At 67.3% G+C, this 17,600-nt stretch carries 11 protein-coding genes and 1 pseudogene; 4 read left to right on the top strand and 8 right to left on the bottom strand.

Annotated elements, in window-relative coordinates:
* Positions 1 to 373: 373 nt before the first annotated feature.
* A complete protein-coding gene (locus PKO50_RS20300; protein WP_275627061.1) occupies positions 374 to 844 on the top strand; it encodes a GIY-YIG nuclease family protein in 471 nt (156 codons plus the stop codon).
* 129 nt (positions 845 to 973) lie between these two features.
* Here the strand turns inward: PKO50_RS20300 and PKO50_RS20295 are convergent, their stop codons facing one another.
* The 6 genes from PKO50_RS20295 to PKO50_RS20270 form a co-directional block, all read right to left on the bottom strand.
* On the bottom strand, positions 974 to 1,330 hold the full coding sequence (locus PKO50_RS20295) for a hypothetical protein (protein WP_275627060.1): 357 nt from the start codon (positions 1,328 to 1,330) through the stop codon (positions 974 to 976).
* A gap of 140 nt (positions 1,331 to 1,470) precedes the next feature.
* Entirely contained in the window at positions 1,471 to 3,081 is a 1,611-nt protein-coding gene (locus PKO50_RS20290) for an FMN-binding glutamate synthase family protein (protein ID WP_089391605.1), read from the bottom strand.
* A 286-nt stretch (positions 3,082 to 3,367) separates the two neighbouring features.
* Entirely contained in the window at positions 3,368 to 4,651 is a 1,284-nt protein-coding gene (locus tag PKO50_RS20285; protein WP_275627059.1) for a carbohydrate porin, read from the bottom strand.
* 79 nt (positions 4,652 to 4,730) lie between these two features.
* On the bottom strand, positions 4,731 to 7,148 hold the full coding sequence (locus tag PKO50_RS20280; RefSeq protein ID WP_275627058.1) for a glucose/quinate/shikimate family membrane-bound PQQ-dependent dehydrogenase: 2,418 nt from the start codon (positions 7,146 to 7,148) through the stop codon (positions 4,731 to 4,733).
* A 102-nt stretch (positions 7,149 to 7,250) separates the two neighbouring features.
* Entirely contained in the window at positions 7,251 to 8,630 is a 1,380-nt protein-coding gene (locus PKO50_RS20275) for an L-serine ammonia-lyase (RefSeq protein ID WP_089391603.1), read from the bottom strand.
* 1,357 nt (positions 8,631 to 9,987) lie between these two features.
* Complete coding sequence (locus tag PKO50_RS20270; RefSeq protein ID WP_275627057.1) at positions 9,988 to 10,773, bottom strand: LuxR family transcriptional regulator; 786 nt, start codon at positions 10,771 to 10,773, stop codon at positions 9,988 to 9,990.
* Positions 10,774 to 10,971: 198 nt separating this feature from the next.
* On the opposite strand from PKO50_RS20270, the gene PKO50_RS20265 reads away from it, so the two are divergent.
* The gene (locus PKO50_RS20265; protein WP_109933747.1) at positions 10,972 to 11,793 is read left to right on the top strand and encodes a carbon-nitrogen hydrolase family protein; all 822 of its coding nucleotides are present in this window, start codon (positions 10,972 to 10,974) and stop codon (positions 11,791 to 11,793) included.
* Positions 11,794 to 11,945: 152 nt separating this feature from the next.
* Positions 11,946 to 13,268, top strand: coding sequence for an APC family permease (locus PKO50_RS20260; protein ID WP_275627056.1), 1,323 nt, complete (start codon positions 11,946 to 11,948; stop codon positions 13,266 to 13,268).
* A gap of 1 nt (position 13,269) precedes the next feature.
* Here PKO50_RS20260 and PKO50_RS20255 read toward each other — a convergent pair whose 3' ends face one another.
* Together PKO50_RS20255 and PKO50_RS20250 are read right to left on the bottom strand one after the other, a co-directional pair.
* Entirely contained in the window at positions 13,270 to 14,679 is a 1,410-nt protein-coding gene (locus PKO50_RS20255) for an MFS transporter (protein ID WP_275627055.1), read from the bottom strand.
* A gap of 154 nt (positions 14,680 to 14,833) precedes the next feature.
* Complete coding sequence (locus tag PKO50_RS20250; RefSeq protein ID WP_275627054.1) at positions 14,834 to 15,757, bottom strand: LysR substrate-binding domain-containing protein; 924 nt, start codon at positions 15,755 to 15,757, stop codon at positions 14,834 to 14,836.
* A 119-nt stretch (positions 15,758 to 15,876) separates the two neighbouring features.
* Here PKO50_RS20250 and PKO50_RS20245 point away from each other — a divergent pair.
* A pseudogene (locus PKO50_RS20245) lies at positions 15,877 to 17,594 on the top strand (acyl-CoA dehydrogenase family protein).
* The last annotated feature ends 6 nt before the right edge of the window (positions 17,595 to 17,600 follow it).

Genomic DNA, 17,600 nt, shown 5'->3' with positions numbered 1-17,600 from the left:
TGTCGCCGGGAATTATTAAATACTCTGAATTTTTATTCTGGTCGGGCGTACTTGTCGGAAGCGAAACCTTCCTTTTAGTGAGCAAAACCATGTCAAGCATATTTATGAGCGGCCCAGTCTGGACTGATCTAAGTCATCTGCCAACGGCCACTATGGGTCGATAGCTGCCACTCGCGGCAGACTGGTTCCGGCCAAGAGCGGACGTTTTTGGGCTACCCCTCGCCCCGGTAGACACCTGCATGAGACGCTTCGACCTCAGCAAACATATTCCTGCCGTGCGGCGTAATCCATGTGCAATAGACACGCTCAGTGCGAATCGAGTAGTGTCTCAGCCGAAGTAGCTTAATCGCTATGCACAATTTGATTCCGAAAAATGAGTGAAGAAATTAGAAATTGGTATATTTATATTTTGAAGCTTGAACTGAACTCATGGTACGTGGGCACGGCTAAGGGGTTGAGATCAAGGCTGCGAAGTCATGGTAAGAAAAGCCCTTACTCTACATTAAAGAAAAAGGGCGCTTTCAAATATATGGAGAGCGGCCTCACGGGAAAGAGAAAAGCAACTCATTTACATGCAGCCTTTAGATCAATTGGCGATTGTCTGTGGGTTACAGAGATTGAAAATACTATCACCGTAGCCCTGGGGCAAAAGTATGGTTTCGACAAAGTTAGAGGTGGCTCTATAATTCAGCCCTGGGACTACGAGCTAAGTGATATTGAAGTGAGAGATCTAATTCGACGATTTAGTTGTGGTGATATTAGGTTTAAATACAAGCTAAACGAAATAAATTTAACTCAAGAAAAGCCATTTGTCTTCCCGCTTACTCGGCGAAGGAATACATAGCAAGGCATTCAAGCACGCTCGCCGGCGCGCCAGCCCAGTCCCAGTGAGACTGTCCGCTTTTGGCCGATAGCTGCCAACCACCGACCTGTCCGCTCTGTTGCCCCTTTAGTCCGAGCCTTGGCAAATCACTCACCTCCTCACATAACTCTTCCGCCCACCCGGCGTCAGGCAATAAACCCCACCCCGAGGCCCCGTACAGAAACTACCGGAACCACAACCGCATTCGCTGGAGGCACCCGAAAAGCGCTGCTGGGACGGCGTAGCCTGGCTGCCAGAACCGTTCGCCCCACCCAGATAGGTCGAACAACTCCGCTTCGACCCACTGATCGACCCGTCATTACAGAGGAATAGATCGCCATCGCACCGGGCAATCCCGCCCTTGCTACCCGAGCAGGGCTTGTTGCCGGCATGTGCCTGGAGCGAAAGCCCAGCAAGCGCGATGGCGAGGAGGAGGAAGAGGCGTAGCGGTCCAGGCACGTCGAGCATCCTTGCAGGTAATGGCCCGATGCTATCCCTCGGACTTATCCTCAGACAAGGAATTCGCCTTCAGACTTTACCTTCGTCGTATATCCCGGTCGGCGCCGCCATTGCAGCGAACACCGGCCGGAAACGAACACACAGGCTTATCAGGCCCCATTGGCCTCGAAGCTGTCACTGCGCGCCATGCGCCACATCCGCTCGTAGAACTCCCCCTCGATATTGCCGCTGAGCAGTTCGCCCGGCTTGAGGAAGTAGTGCAGGTGGGCGAACAGGCGGATTTCGCTGGAGGAGACGCGGCGCACCAGGTGCTTGGCTTCCACTTCCGAGGGGTGGCGCAGGCCGGCGGCGGCGAGCATTTCGGCCAGGGCTTTCAGGGTGTTGCGGTGGAAGTTGTAGACGCGTTCGGCCTTGTCCGGCACCACCAGGGCGCGTTGGCGCAGTGGGTCCTGGGTGGCCACGCCGGTGGGGCATTTGTTGGTGTGGCAGCTCTGGCTCTGGATGCAGCCAATGGCGAACATGAAGCCGCGCGCCGAGTTGGCCCAGTCGGCGCCCATGGCCAGCACGCTGGCGATGTCGAAGGCGCTGACCACCTTGCCGCTGGCGCCGACGCGGATCTTGTCGCGCAGGTTCAGGCCGACCAGGGTGTTGTGCACGAACAGCAGGCCTTCGCGCATGGGCAGGCCCATGTGGTCGACGAATTCCACCGGGGCTGCGCCGGTGCCGCCTTCCTTGCCGTCGACCACGATGAAGTCGGGGAGGATGCCGGTTTCGTGCATGGCCTTGGCGATGCCCATGAATTCCCAGGGGTGGCCTATGCACAGCTTGAAGCCCACCGGCTTGCCGCCGGAGAGTTCGCGCAGGCGGACGATGAAGTCCAGCAGTTCCCGGGGCGTGCTGAATTCGCTGTGGCTGGAGGGCGAAATGCAGTCCTGGCCCATGGGCACGCCGCGGGTGGCGGCGATTTCAGCGGTGACCTTGTGCTTGGGCAGGATGCCGCCGTGGCCGGGCTTGGCGCCCTGGCTGAGCTTGATCTCGATCATCTTCACCTGCGGGCTGGCGGCCTGGGCGGCGAAGCGCTCGGGGTCGAAGCGGCCGTCGTCGGTGCGGCAGCCGAAGTAGCCGCTGCCCAGTTCCCAGGTGAGGTCGCCGCCGTACTCGCGGTGGTAGGGGCTGATGCTGCCTTCGCCGGTGTCGTGGATGAAGTTGCCCATGCGCGCGCCCTTGTTCAGCGCGCGGATGGCGTTGGCGCTCAGCGCGCCGAAGCTCATGGCGGAGATGTTGAACACCGAGATGGAGTAGGGCTGCCTGCATTCCGGCCCGCCGACCATCACCCGGAAGGTGCTGGGGTCGGCCAGGGGCGCGGGGCGGATGGAGTGGGCGATGAACTCGAAGCCGGACTCGTAGACGTCGATGAGGGTGCCGAAGGGCTTGTCGGCGGTTTCCTGCTTGGCGCGGGCGTAGACCAGGCCGCGCTGGGCGCGGGAGAAGGGCAGGGCCTCGCGGTCGCCTTCGAGCAGGTACTGGCGGATTTCCGGGCGGATGCCTTCGACCAGGTAGCGGATGTTGCCGAGGATCGGGTAGTTGCGCCGCACCGCGTGGGGCGCCTGCAGCAGGTCGAACACCCCCAGCAGGCTGAGGGCGAGGGTCACCAGGGTGAAGGGCCAGACCCAGTCGTGCCCGAGGAAGGGCAGGCTGAACAGGGTGAAGAGCACACAAGCGGCGAAAAAGGCGTAACGGCTTAGCAGCGACAGGTTCATGGAATCTCCAGTCGTCGGGCTTGATCACGGGGGTGGGCTGCTGGCATGGCGCAGCGGACCGCCATTGAGCATGGCAGGCGTTGCGCCGCTGCGCTCGGGCGAAGGTCAATGGGCTGGGCGTTGCGGGCGGATTCTTATGCTGTGGAAGGCTTGCGAGGCCGAACTTAGCCCGAAGCGGGGAAAAAAGAAAGCAAGCTAACGATATTTTCCGTCGCTGAGAAAGCTTGTCCCGTGAACTGCAATATTGGCGCGCCGGCCGCCGCTCGCTGGCGGCCGGCGGTGCGGATCAGAGCGTGGCCTTGACCTGCAGGCCGAAGACCAGGGCGTTGTCGATGCGCTGCCCGGAGAAGGCGCCCGGCTCGATGATGTACTGCACGTCCGGGCGCAGCAGCAGCCAGGGCGTGGCCTGGTAGCCGTAGCTCAGTTCGACCAGGCGCTCGGCGTTGTCCAGGCCGGGGTAGGCCTGGCCGTTGGCCAGGGCGTTGTCTTCCTGTACTTCGCGGCTGCGCGGGTTGGGCACGGCGCGGCCGAAGCCCAGGGCCAGGGTGTCGCGCGGGCGCTCGGCGAAGGGCTGGTAGAGCACCATGCCGGCGCTGTACCACCGGGTGAAGGGCGAGGCCGCCGAGCTGGCCACGGAGGCCTGGCCGAACAGGTGCAGGCGCTGCCCCGGCAGGCCCTGTGCGTGCCAGACGGCCTGGTCCAGGAGGAAGTAGTGGCCGCCGCGGCCGGCCACTTCCTCGTCGCTGCCGATGCGCTGGGCGTCGGAGCTGTCGTAGTACCAGCCCAGCTTGTATTCGCCGGGCAGCTCGCCCAGGCGCTTGTGGACCAGTTCGATGGGCACCACGGTACCGGTGCTGTGCTTGGGCGTGAGGTGCCAGGCGCGGCTGGCGTTGCCGTTGCTCTCGGGGTCGACGTTGAAGGCCGCCACGCGCAGTTGCCAGGTCGGCGAGAAGCTGTACTTCAGGCGCACGCCCAGGTGGGCGTTGGGGTAGTTGGCCCAGCCGCTGCCGCCGGACATGTTCAGCGGGTGGCCGCAGAAGCCGGCGTTCATGAAGTTGCAGAGGATGCCGCTGTCCAGGCCGCCGAGGTCGTTGCCCATGGCCATGTAGCCGAGCTTCACGTCCAGCGCCGGGGTGAACAGGGTGCGCTCGTAGCTCAGTTCGGTGAGGCGGGTGTAGAGGCCGCCGTAGTTCTCCTGGACCGGCAGGCGGTTGCCCACCAGGTCGCCGGAGCCGTCGTTGCCGCGGCGGTCGTTGAGGGTCAGTTGCACCAGGCCGCCGTTGTCCAGGCCGTAGAGCTTGCCCAGGTCGAACTGCACGCCGAGCTTGAGGTTCTGCGAGTAGCGCTCCGAGCGCTTCAGGCCGCCGTCGGCGTTGTAGACGGTCTCGCCGCTGTATTCGCCGCTGAAGCGGATGCCCTCGTCGTCCAGCTGGCGGCGCAGGCCGCCCCAGTCGCCGGTCAGGGTCGAACGCTGGAACGGCTCGTCGGCCAGGGCCAGGGACGGGGTGAGGCAGGCGGCGCCCAGCAGCAGGCGGGGCAGCAGGTGTGGGGAGGTGAAGGGGGATCGCATGACGGAACACTTACCGGAAGAGGGGCGTGGCCCGGGGCCGCGCCGGAAGGAGGCGCCCGCCGGGTGGCGGGCGTCGGGTTCAGGGCAGGGCGTAGGCCAGCACGTAGTCGCCGCGGTCCGGCGACTGGCGGGCGCCGCCGGCGGTGACCACGATGTACTGCTTGCCGGTCTTCGGTGAGACGTAGGTCATCGGGCCGCCCTGGCTGCCCACGGGCAGGCGGGCCTTCCAGATTTCCTTGCCGTTGCTGCTGTCGAAGGCGCGCAGGTAGAAGTCCTGGGTACCGGCGATGAACACCAGGCCGCCCTGGGTGGACAGGGTGCCGCCGAGGGTCGGCAGGCCGATGGGGATCGGCAGGTGCATGCGGATGCCCAGCGGGCCGGTGTCTTCCACGGTGCCCACCGGCACTTGCCAGGCGATCTTGCGGGTCTTCAGGTCGATGGCGCTGAGGGTGCCGAAGGGCGGCGCCTGGCAGGGGATGCCGGCCACCGAGAGGAAGCGGTTCTTGTTCACCGCGTAGGGCGTGCCCTTGAGCGGCACAGCGCCCATGCCGGTGTTCAGCGCCTCGCCGCCGCCGGCGGCCTGGCCCTTGTTGGCCGAGGGGATCATCTGCACCCACAGGCCCAGGCGCATGTCGTTGACGAAGATGAAGCCGTGCACCGGGTCGGTGGACAGGCTGCCCCAGTTCATGCCGCCCAGGGAGCCGGGGAAGCTCAGCGAGAGGTCGGTGCCCGGCGCGGTGTACAGGCCGTCGTAGCGCATCTTCCTGAAGTCGATGCGGCACAGCAACTGGTCATAGGGGGTGGCGCCCCACATGTCCGACTCGGTCAGGGTCTGCGCGCCTATCTGCGGCATGCCGACCGACTTCGGCTGGGTCGGCGCGTAGGGCTCGTTGGGGATGTTGGCGGCCTTGACCGGCACTTCGTCGACCTGGGTCAGCGGCTTGCCGGTGGCGCGGTCGAGCACGTAGATCTGCCCGGCCTTGGTGCCGATCACCACGGCCGGCACCTGCTTGCCGTCGGCCATGGGGAAGTCCACCAGGCTCGGCTGCATGGGCAGGTCGAAGTCCCAGAGGTCGTTGTGCACGGTCTGGTACACCCACTTCTGGGTGCCGGTGGTGGCGTCCAGGGCCAGCACCGAGGCACCGTAGGTGTGGTCGAGCTTCGTGCGCTCCACGCCGTAGATATCGGTGGAGGAGCTGCCCATGGGCAGGAAGACGGTGTTCATCGCCGGGTCGTAGGACATCGGCGCCCAGCTGTTGGGGGTGCTGCGCACATAGGTGCCGCCCGCCGCCGGGGCCTGCCGGTCCTGCGGGTTGCCCGGGTCGAAGGCCCAGCGCATCTGCCCGCTGATGACGTCGAAGCCGCGGATCACGCCGCCGGGCATGTCGGTCTGGACGTTGTCGGCGACGCGCCCGCCGACCACCACCGTGGTGCCGGCCATCAGCGGCGCGGAGCTGAGCTGGTAGTAGGAGTCCGGCACGTCACCCAGGCCGGCCTTGAGGTCCACCTGGCCATTGACGCCGAAGCCCTGGCAGAAGGCGCCGGTGTCGGCGTCCACGGCGATCAGGCGGGCGTCGATGGTGTTGGTCAGCAGGCGGCGCTGGCAGTTGGCGCCGGCCGGCACGCCGACGGTGGTGACCGGGGTGCTGTCGGGCTGGCTGGGCTGGACGACGGCCCTGGTCGCGTCGAAATAGGCCAGGCCGCGGCAGCGCTGCCAGACCTTGGACTGCGCGTTGATCTCGTTCTTCCACAATTGCTTGCCGGTGTCGGCATCCAGCGCGATCAGGTCGTTGTGCGGGGTGCAGATGAACACCTTGTCGCCCACCTGCAGCGGGGTCAGCTGGTCCTCGGCGCCGTTGCCGTCGCTCTCGGCCACGTCGCCGGTGTGGTAGGTCCAGGCTACGTGCAGCTTGTCGACGTTGCCGCGGTTGATCTGGTCCAGCGCGGCGAAGCGGCTGCCGCCCTCGGTGTTGCCGTAGTGGGCCCAGTCCTTCTGGGCGTGGGCCGGGTCCACCGGGGTCAGGCCGGGGCCGTCGCCGCTGGGGGCCACGCTGGGGTGGGCGACGAACATGTTGCCGGCGGCCACCGCCAGCAGCACGGCGAGCACCGCCGCCACGCCGTAGGCGCCGCGCCCCGGCGCGCCACCGGAGGCGCGCACCAGCAGTGGGTAGGCCAGCGCCACCACCAGGCCGATGGCGCCGAACATGAACAGCCGCGAGACCAGCGGCCAGAACTGCAGGCCGACGTCGGCCAGGGCCCAGAGGGCGGTGCCCGCCAGGAAGGCGCCGAACAGCCAGGCGCCGGCCGGCTTGCGCAGCGCCACCAGGATGCCGGCCAGGGCCATGGCCAAACCGCCGATGAGGAAGTACCAGGAACCGCCCAGGCTGGCCAGGCGTGCACCGCCGGCGGCCAGGGCGAGGCCGAGCAGGGCGATGAGCGCCCCCAGGCCGACCAGGATGAAGGTGCTGGCGCCGGAGGCGCGCTGTGCTTGTTTCATGCCGGGAATCTCGCAGTGTGGGGGTGCGAATTATACCCTTAGCAAGCTAATTAACTAGATGGTTAATGGCATTTCGTCCGATTCCCGACCGGCCGGTCGCGCTCAGCAGGCGATCACGTTCACCGCCAGGCCGCCCTTGGAGGTCTCCTTGTACTTGTCCATCATGTCGCGCCCGGTGTCGCGCAGGGTGTCGATGGCCTTGTCCAGCGACACCAGGTGCTGGCCGTCGCCGCGCAGGGCCAGCTGGGCGGCGTTGATGGCCTTGAGCGAGGCCATGGCGTTGCGCTCGATGCAGGGCACTTGGACCAGGCCTGCGACCGGGTCGCAGGTCAGCCCGAGGTTGTGCTCCAGGCCGATCTCGGCGGCGTTCTCCACCTGTTCCAGGCTGCCGCCGAGCACTTCCGCCAGCCCCGCCGCGGCCATGGCGCAGGCCGAGCCGACCTCGCCCTGGCAGCCCACCTCGGCGCCGGAGATGGAAGCGTTGAGCTTGCACAGGATGCCGATGGCGGCGGCGGTGAGCAGGTAGCGCTCGATGGCGTCCATGGGCGCGTCGCTCTGGTAGTGCGCGTAGTAGTGCAGCACCGCCGGGACTATGCCGGCCGCGCCGTTGGTGGGGGCGGTGACCACGCGGCCGCCGGCGGCGTTCTCCTCGTTGACCGCCAGGGCCCAGAGGTCCACCCAGTCCATGGCGCCCAGGGTGCTGGCGATCAGGTTGCCGCTGCCGGCCTCGTTCAGGCGGCGGTAGAGCATGGGCGCGCGGCGGCGCACCTTGAGGCCGCCGGGCAGGGTGCCCTCGGTCTCCAGGCCGCGGCGCACGCAAGCCTGCATTTCCGCCCAGATGTGCGCCAGGCCGGCGTGGATGTCCGCCTCGCTGCGCAGCGCCAGTTCGTTGGCCCACATCAGCTCGCTGATGCGCCGGAAGCCGTGGGCGTGGCACAGCCGCAGCAGTTCCTCGGCGCTGTGGAAGGGGTGGGGCATGGGGTTGTCGGGCAGGGCGCGGTCGGTGTTGAAGTCGGCCTCGTCCACCACGAAGCCGCCGCCCACGGAATAACAGGTGCGCTCGGCCAGTACGTGGCCGGCGGCGTCCAGGGCGCGCAGGCGCATGCCGTTGGGGTGGGCGGGCAGGCTGCCGTCGTGGAACACCAGGTCGCGGCCGGGGCTGAAGTCGATGACGTGCTCGCCGTCCAGGGCCAGGCTGTGCTCGGCGAAGATGGCGTCCACCAGCGGCGCCAGGGCGGCCGGGTCGGCGTCCGCCGGGTCGATGCCGAGCAGGCCGATCAGGCAGGCGCGGTCGGTGGCGTGGCCCTTGCCGGTGGCGCTGAGCGAGCCGTAGAGGTTCACCTCCACCCGGGCCACGCGGGTCAGCAGGCCGGCGGCGCGCAGGCGCTCGACGAACTCGCGGGTGGCGCGCATGGGGCCCACGGTGTGCGAGCTGGACGGGCCGACGCCGGGCTTGAACATGTCGAAGACGCTGAGGGTCATGGCTGCGTTCCTCCTGTGTTCAAGCATGGACCTGTTTGGGGGGATGGTCGATTGGAGGGAGCGGGGTGGGTTTCCGGGGAGTCCAGCGTGGCCGGTGGAGACGATCGCGGACGGAGTCCGCTCCTACGACGGTGCTTCCTGGAACCGTAGGAGCGGACTCTGTCCGCGATCATGGCGGATAACGCCGTAGGCGTTATGCGCCCTACGGGGAGCCCGGGAGCTTCGCAGTTTTGCATCACGCCGAACGGTTCCCTCTCCCGCTTGCGGGGGAGGGTTAGGGAGGGGGCGGCGTCAGGGTTGGCAGAGGTGCGTGAGCGAAGTCCGTCCCCTCTCCCCAACCCTCTCCCTGAAGGGAGAGGGAGCTGTCCCGAGCAAGCGGATAACGCAGCGTCAGCCGGCAAACTCGTAGGGCGAATAACCGTTCGCGGTTATCCGCCGTTGGCCGTGCCACCGGGGCGTCCGGCGTGGCCGGTGAGTCCAATCGGGGAGCCCGGGAGCTTCGCAGTTTTGCATCACGCCGAACGGTTCCCTCTCCCGCTTGCGGGGGAGGGTTAGGGAGGGGGCGCGGAGTCAGGGTTTGGCAGAGGTGCCAGAGCGAAGTCCGTCCCCTCTCCCCAGCCCTCTCCCTGAAGGGAGAGGGGGCTGTCCCGAGCAAGCGGATAACGCAGCGTCAGCCGGCAAACTCGTAGGGCGAATAACCGTTCGCGGTTATCCGCCGTTGGCCGTGCCACCGGGGCGTCCGGCGTGGCCGGCGAATCCAATCGCGGACGGAGTCCGCTCCTACGTCCGTGCTTCCTGGAACCGTAGGAGCGGACCCCGTCCGCGATCATGGCGGATAACGCCGTAGGCGTTATGCGCCCTACGAGTTATCGCGAGCGTGGGGAGTCAGGGTTCGCGAGCAAGAACTAGGCGTCCCCCTCGATCCTACGAAGAGCATGCCTGCTCTTGCTCTGGTTTTTTGGACTTCCAGAGAAACATCCGCGCGCACCGGAACGCCCCTTCAGAAGGCCGAGCGAAACCGGCGCTCAGGAGGTCATGCGACATGGATGTCGCGAGAGCCCCGATCAGCACAGGGACGTGCTGTCGGGGCGGGCCTCCGTGGCGGGGGAACTCGCGAGGGTAGCCCGGCTCCATCGGGCCCGTATGTCGGGGCAAGCCTTTTTGGTTACTTTTGTGGCGATTGACAAAAGTGACTCGCCCGAGGGGGCGAAACAAGAAACATCAACGCACTCGGAGCGGCGCGCTACACCCAAATCCGACGTCTCTGGCTCCCGCGTTCGCGGGAATGACGATTGGTAGAGAGGTGCGTGGGTAAGGTTCGCGAGCAAGCTCGCTCCTACGAAAAATTGCCCCTGGCTTACCCCTGCGCCTGCAGGAACAACGAAAACAACTCCGACTGCGACTTGATCCCCAGCTTGCTGTACATGTGCTTGCGGTGCACCTTCACCGTCTCCGCCGAAATCGCCAGCTTGCGCGCTATCTCCTTGCTGGAGCAGCCACTGAGCATTAGCCGGCCCACTTCCAGCTCGCGTGCAGTCAGCGGGGTTTCCAGGCGTTCCACGGTTTCTTCCAGGCGGCTCTGCCAGCGTGGCGCCGGGGGCGTGGCCTGTTCCAGCAGTTCGCGCTCGAAGGCCATGCGCTGGCGCATCAGCCCGGCCACCCAGGGGCGCAGCAGGTCGAGCAGGGTGACCTGCTCGGCGCTGAAGCGGCCCTTGCTGCCCAGGGACAGGCAGAGGGTGCGCTCGGCATCGAGCTGCACGTTGAACTGCACCTCGTCGGCCACCACGTTGAGGCGGAAGTAGCGCTGGTAGTAGTCGGTCTGCTCGAAGCATTCCGGGGCCACGTCGGCCAGGCGCAGCAGGCCGCTGCCCGGGGCCTCGCGGCTGGCGATGTAGAAGGGGTCGAGCAGGTACAGGCCCTTGAGGTAGTCCTGGAACAAGGGGTCGGGCCCGCCGTCCTCGCCGGGGCATTCGGCGAACACTTGCGGGCGGCCGTTGCTGAAGAGCAGGGCCACCCAGCTGTCGAAAGGCACATACTCGTCCAGCAGGCGCACCAGGGCGAGCCAGAAGTTGGGCTTGTCCAGCGTCTCGATCAGTTGCCCGACCGAGCGGTGCCAGGCGATGTCCTGCAGCGTAAGGTTCATGCCTCTACCCCTGTTGGGTTACCACGTGGGCGTAATTACCCGGGCGCGATGGCGAACTGCATACTCGGTGAATGCCTTGCACCGGCCCGGCGCGCATTCTGACCCTTTTGCGCCAGGCGGTCATGTTTCCCTGGCCAGGACGGCTGATTCACCCAGAGCGCGGCGATCGAGGCCGGCGCGAGAACAACAGGAGCTGCAATGAAGGTCGAACTCGTCCAACTGGCCGGCCGCGACGGCGACACCGCCTACAACCTCGGGCGTACCCTGGCGGCCATCCGCGCCTGCGCCGCGGATACCGACCTGGTGGTGTTCCCCGAGACCCAGCTGATGGGCTTCCCCACCGAGGACAACGTCGCCCGCCTCGCCGAGCCGCTGGACGGCCCCAGCGTGCGCGCCGTGCAGCAGGCCGCGCAGGAGCGCGACCTCGCCGTGGTGGTGGGCATCGCCGAGGCCGGCGACGACGGCCGCCATTACAACACCACGCTGCTGATCACCCCCGAAGGCATCGCCCTGAAGTACCGCAAGACCCACCTGTGGGCCTCCGATCGCGGCATCTTCACCCCCGGCGACCGCTACGCCACCGCGCTGTTCAAGGGCGTGCGGGTGGGCATCCTGATCTGCTTCGACATCGAGTTCCCGGAAAGCGCCCGCGCCCTCGGCCAGCTGGGCGCCGAGCTGATCCTGGTGACCAACGGCAACATGGACCCCTACGGCCCCACCCACCGCACCGCGATCATGGGCCGGGCCATGGAGAACCAGGCCTACGCGGTGATGGTGAACCGCGTCGGCGAAGGCGACGGCGGCCTGGTGTTCGCCGGCGGCAGCGCGGTGGTCGACCCCTACGGCCAGCTGCTCTGCGAGGCCGGCCGCGAGGAGTGCCGGCTGAGCGTGGAACTGGACCTGGCGCGCCTGCAGCAGTCGCGCCACGACTACAGCTACCTCGCCGAGCGTCGCTTCGAGCTGCCCGGCGAGTTGCGCGAGCACGCCGACGGCCTGCGCGAGCTGCTGATTCCGGGCTGAGCCCCGGAAGGCGCAGGGCCGCGCCGACCGATCTTCCCAAGCAGTACCGGCGGGGGAGCCCCTTCCGCCTGCGTCTCCCGGGTGAGGGGAGGCGCCTTTGCACGCGTCGATTTCGACTCTGCCATAACAACCACAACTCGGAGTAAGCAGTAATGGCTCGACTCAAGCGGACCCTCTCGCTGGGCGCGGTGGTGCTGTTCGGCATCGCCTACATGACCCCCATCATCGTCCTCGGCACCTTCGGCATCCTCGCCGACACCACCGGTGGCGTGGTGCCCGCGGCGTACCTCGTGGCCTCGGTGGCGATGCTCTTCACCGCGCTCAGCTACGGGCGCATGGCCGCCGCCTTCCCGGTGGCCGGCTCGGCCTATACCTACGTGCGCAAATCCATCAGCCCCAAGCTGGGCTTCCTCGCCGGCTGGGGCGTGCTGCTGGACTACCTGTTCCTGCCCATGGCCATCTGGCTGATCGGCGCGGCCTACCTGCACTCGGCCTTCCCGGCGGTGCCCCAGGCGCTGTGGGTGCTGGCCTTCATCGGGGTGACCACCGGCATCAACGTCATCGGCCTGCGCCTGGCGAAGAACGTCAACGGCGTGCTGATGCTGGTGCAGTTCCTGGTGCTGGCGGCCTTCGTGCTGCTGGCGGTGCACTACGTGCTGGGTGACGCCAGCAAGCCGCTGTGGTCGCTGGAGCCGTTCTTCAAGGAAGGCGTGCAACTGCCGCTGATCATGAGCGGCGCGGCCATCGCCTGCTATTCGTTCCTGGGCTTCGATGCGGTCAGCACCCTGACCGAGGAAACCCACGAGCCGCGCAAGAACATCCCGCGCGCCATCCTGCTGATCACCCTGATCGGCGGCTTCATCTTCATCGCCGCCAGCTACTTCGTGCAGCTCGCGCACCCGTCCACCGAGTTCCAGAACGCCGACTCGGCGGCCTACGAGATCGCCCGCAACATCGGCGGCGACCTCTTCGTCAGCATCTTCCTCATCGGCCTGATCGTCGGCCAGTTCACCTCGGGCCTGTCGGCCCAGGCCAGCGCCTCGCGCCTGCTGTTCGCCATGGGCCGCGACGGCGTGCTGCCCAAGGCCTTCTTCGGCACCCTGAGCGAGCGCTTCGGCACCCCGGTGGGCAGCATAGTGCTGTGCGGCGTGGTGGCCCTGCTGGCGCTGGAGATGGACGTGACCACCTCCACCTCGTTCATCAACTTCGGCGCCTTCCTGGCCTTCAGCCTGGTCAACCTGTCGGTGATCTTCCACTACTGGATCGCCCGCGGCGAACGTGGCCTGCGCGGCGCGGTGCTGTTCCTGGCATTCCCGCTGATCGGCCTGGTCGCCGACCTGTGGCTGATGGTCAGCCTCGACCACCTGGCCATCTACCTGGGCCTGGCCTGGCTCACCGCCGGGGTGGTCTACCTGGCCGTGCTCACCGGCGGCTTCCGTCAGCAGCCGCCGGAGATGCACTTCGAGGAAGCCTGACTCAGGCCGGGTGCGGGCCGGCGTGCACGCGCCGGCCGCGCTCGCCTGATACGGGCTCCGGTTCGGCGCCCGCGGCGAGGTCGCGGGCGTCGGCGTGCTCGGCGCTGGACAGCTCGCTGGCGTTGAAGCCGGTGATGCGCAGCAGCGCCAGGGTGCAGGCCAGCGAAACCGCGGCGTAGAGCCCCGAGGCGATGGCCACGCCGACGATGCTGCCGCTGCTGTTGAGGATCCACTGGGCCAGCACCGGGGTGCCGCCGCCCACCAGCAGCGAGCACAGCTGGTAGGCCAGCGACAGCCCGGTGTAGCGCACCCGGGCCGGGAAGGCGCGGGCGAGGATGCCGCCCACCGCGCCGTAGAACATCGCGTGGGGCACCGTGGCCAGGCACATGCCCACGGCAGCTATCCAGTAGACCTTGGTTTCCACGGCGAAGAACATCGCCGGCATCAGGATGAACTCCGGCAGCACCATCAGGCACACCGCCTTGCGCATGTCGATGCGCGAGGTCAGCAGCGCGCCCAGCGGCTGGGTGATGAACTGCACCACCAGGGCGATGACGATGATGCTGAGGAAGGTGCCCTGGCTGTAGCCGAGGGCCTTGGTCGCCCAGGACAGCGCGAAGGTGCTCTTGAAGTAGGTGACGTGGATCACCGGCAGCACCCCGGCGCCCAGCAGCACGATTAGCCAGTGCTTGCGCAGCACTTCCGCCAGCGGCAGCTTCACGGTCTTGTTCTGCTGCAGCAGGCGCTTCATGTCCTCCGATTCCTCCAGCTTCAGGCGGATGACCATGCCGACGATCACCAGCACCGCCGAGATCAGGAACGGGATGCGCCAGCCCCAGAGGATGAACTCCGGCGTGGGCAGGGCGCTGAGGGCGAAGAACACCAGCGTCGCCAGCAGGTTGCCGGTGGGCGAGCCCTGCTGGGCGAAGGCGGCGTAGAGTATGCCCTTGCCCCTGGGCGCGCTTTCGCTGGCGATGAGGATGGCGCCGCCCCATTCGCCGCCCACGGCGATGCCCTGGATGACGCGCAGCAGCACCAGGGCGATGGGCGCCCACACGCCGATCTGCGCGTAGACCGGCAGCAGGCCGATGCAGGTGGTGGCGATGCCCATCATGATCAGGGTGATCACCAGGGTGGTCTTGCGGCCGATGCGGTCGCCCAGGTGGCCGAAGATGATGCCGCCCAGCGGACGGGCGATGAAGCCGGACCAGAGGGTGACGAAGGACAGCAGCGTGGCCAGGCCCGGGTCCATGTCGGCGGGGAAGAACACCTTGCCGAACACCAGGGCGGCGGCCAGGCCGTAGATGTAGAAGTCGTACCACTCGATGGTGGTGCCGATGAAGGAAGCGATACCGGCCTTGCGGGCCTTCCTGTGCTGTTCGGCGTCGGAGAGGGGAGTCGTGCGGGGCATGGGCAAATCCTGCTTATTGTTTTTGTCGCCGACGCGCAGGCCCCGCCCGCACCCTCCGGGGGAGGGCGCGGGGTGGCGACTGGCGTGCGTCGGTGTTGGCCCGGGTTGGCTCGGAGTCTATGCGGGGGCCCTGCGGATCAATAGTTTTTTAATCTTATGGTGTGATAAGCGATTCCGTATCGACGCCCGCGTCGGCCTCGGCCAGGCACTCGCGCAGGGTGGCCAGGAAGCCCTGGGCCGCCTGCGGCGCATCCTGCGCGGCGAGGATGGCGTGGATCTCCGAGCGCGCGCCGCTCTGCTCGATCTCCAGGTAGCTCACGTCGTTCTTCCAGGCCAGGCACAGCGTCTTGGGCAGCAGCGCCACGCCCATGCCCAGGCCGACCATGGCCGCGATGGTCTGCCACAGCCGCGCCTCGTGGCGGATGTGCGGGCTGAAGCCGGCGTCCACGCAGCGGGCGATGATCAGGTCGTGGTAGTGCGGCGACAGGCTGCGCGGGAACAGGATGAAACCCTCGTCGCGCAGTTCGGCGAGGTCGATGCGCGCCTGCCCGGCCAGGCGGTGGCCGGCCGGCAGGCAGCAGAGGAAGGGGTCGGCGACCAGGCACTCGGAGACGATCCCCGGCGGCAGCCTGGCCCAGTGCACGAAGCCGATGTCGATCTGCCCGCGCTGCAGCGCCAGGGCCTGCTCGGAGGTGTTCATTTCCATCAGCAGCACCTCCATGTTCGGGTGCTGCGCCTCGAAGCGCGCCATGGCCCGGGGCAGGCCGCGGTAGAGCATGGAGTTGACGAAGCCCACGCGCAGCTGGCCCACCGCGCCCTCGGCGGAAAGCCGCGTCAGGCGCTTCACCTTCTCGGCCTGCAGCAGCAGGTCGCGCGCCTCGTCCAGCAGCACCTGGCCGGCATTGGTCAGCTTCACCGACTTGTTGTTGCGCACCAGCAGCTGGATGCCCAGCTGCTCCTCCAGCTTCTTGATGTCGAAGCTCAGCGCCGGCTGGGAGATGAACAGGCGCGCGGCGGCGCGGCCGAAGTGCAGCTCTTCGGCGACGGCGATGAAATAGCGCAGTTGCTTGAGGTCCATGGCAGGGCACCGGGGTTTCTACGATTTGTTTTTCTTATCGTGGATGATTTTTATTGTATTGGATACTTATCGTCACGCTCTCCTAGTCTCGGCGCCAGAACAAGACACGGAGACGCGCCATGACCGCTATGCCCGAGACAGGCCCCGAAGACGCCCTGAACATTCCCGACAGCCGGGGCATGAACCTGTACGCCTGCGACCCCTCGCTGCAACGCCTGCTCGAGGTCTACCTGCCGCCGGAGGTGCTGGCGCAGTGGCAGGACACCCTCGAAGGCCTCGGCGCCCGCGCCGGCGACGAGCTGGACGTGCTGGCCCTGTCGGCCGACAGGAACCCGCCCGTGCTGGCCCCGCGCACCCGCCGCGGCGAGGACCTGCAGAGCATCCGCAAGCATCCGGACTACGTCGCCCTGGAGCGCGTGGCCTATTCGGAACTCGGCCTGGCCTCCATGAGCCACCGCCCCGACGGCCCGCCGCCGCTGGTGAAATACGCGCTCACCTACCTGTTCGTGCAGGCCGAGTTCGGCCTGTGCTGCCCGGTGAGCATGACCGACTCGCTGACCCGCACCCTGCGCAAGTTCGGCTCGCCCGAGCTGGTGGCGCGCTACCTGCCGTCGCTGGCCTCGCGTGACTTCGACAGCCTGTTCCAGGGCGCCATGTTCATGACCGAGCAGGCCGCCGGCTCCGACGTGGCCCGTACCCGCACCCTGGCGCGGCTGGAGGAGGGGAGTGGAAGCTGTATGGCGACAAGTGGTTCTGCTCCAACCCCGACGCCGACCTGGCCATGGTCCTGGCCCGCCCCGAAGGCGCGCCCGAGGGCATGAAGGGCGTGACCCTGTTCCTGCTGCCCAGGCACCGCCCGGACGGCTCGCGCAACGCCTACCGCATCCTGCGCCTGAAGGACAAGCTGGGCACCCGCTCCATGGCCAGCGGCGAAATCTGCCTGGAAGGCGCCAGCGCCTACCTGATCGGCGAGGTCGGCCGCGGCTTCCAGCAGATGGCCGACATGGTCAACATGTCGCGCCTGTCCAACGGCGTGCGCGCCGCCGGCCTGATGCGCCGGGCGTTGAGCGAGGCGCTGTTCATCGCCCGCCACCGCCGCGCGTTCGGCAAGCACCTGGTCGACATGCCGCTGATGCAGAAGCAGTTGCTGAAGCTGATGCTGCCGGCCGAGCAGGCGCGCTCCATGTTCATGCAGATCGCCACCCTGCTGCCGCGCGCCGACGGTGGTGATGCCGAGGCGCAGAAGTGCGTGCGCATCCTCACCCCGCTCATCAAGTTCCGCGCCTGCCGCGATGCGCGACGGGTCACCGGCGACGCCATGGAGGTGCGTGGCGGCGTCGGCTACATCGAGGAATGGAGCGATGCGCGCCTGGTGCGCGATGCCCACCTGGGCTCGATCTGGGAAGGCACCAGCAACATAGTCGCGCTGGACATCGCCCGCGCCGTCACCCGCGAGCAGGCCCTGGCGCCGCTACACCGCTACCTGCGCGGCCTGCTGGCCGAGAGCGGCCTGCCGGGCGCCAGCCGCGCCCGCTTCGAGGCGCTGCTGGAGCGCAGCGTGGCGCTCATGGCCGAAGTGGCCGAGGGCCGCCGGGACGAGCAGGTGCGCCAGGCCGGCAGCGCGCTCTACCACATCTGCAGCGCCATCTTCATGGCCTGGGAAGCCGGCCGCCAGGCCAGCGACAGCCGGCGCCTGGCCCTGGCCCACCTGGTGCTGCAGCACAAGCTGCTGCCGCGCGACCCGCTGGGCCTGCAGGGCAGTCCGGCCGTGCTGGCCCGGCTGCTCGACGAAGGCGAGCTGAGCCTGGACGAGGCCATGCAGCTGCTGCCCGCCTGATTCCCC

The organism is Pseudomonas sp. 273 (assembly GCF_029201425.1).
In the GTDB taxonomy this organism is placed as follows: Bacteria; Pseudomonadota; Gammaproteobacteria; order Pseudomonadales; family Pseudomonadaceae; genus Pseudomonas; species Pseudomonas delhiensis.
Note: the sequence above shows the minus strand (reverse complement) of the source record. Positions and strands in the feature narration are given on the sequence as shown.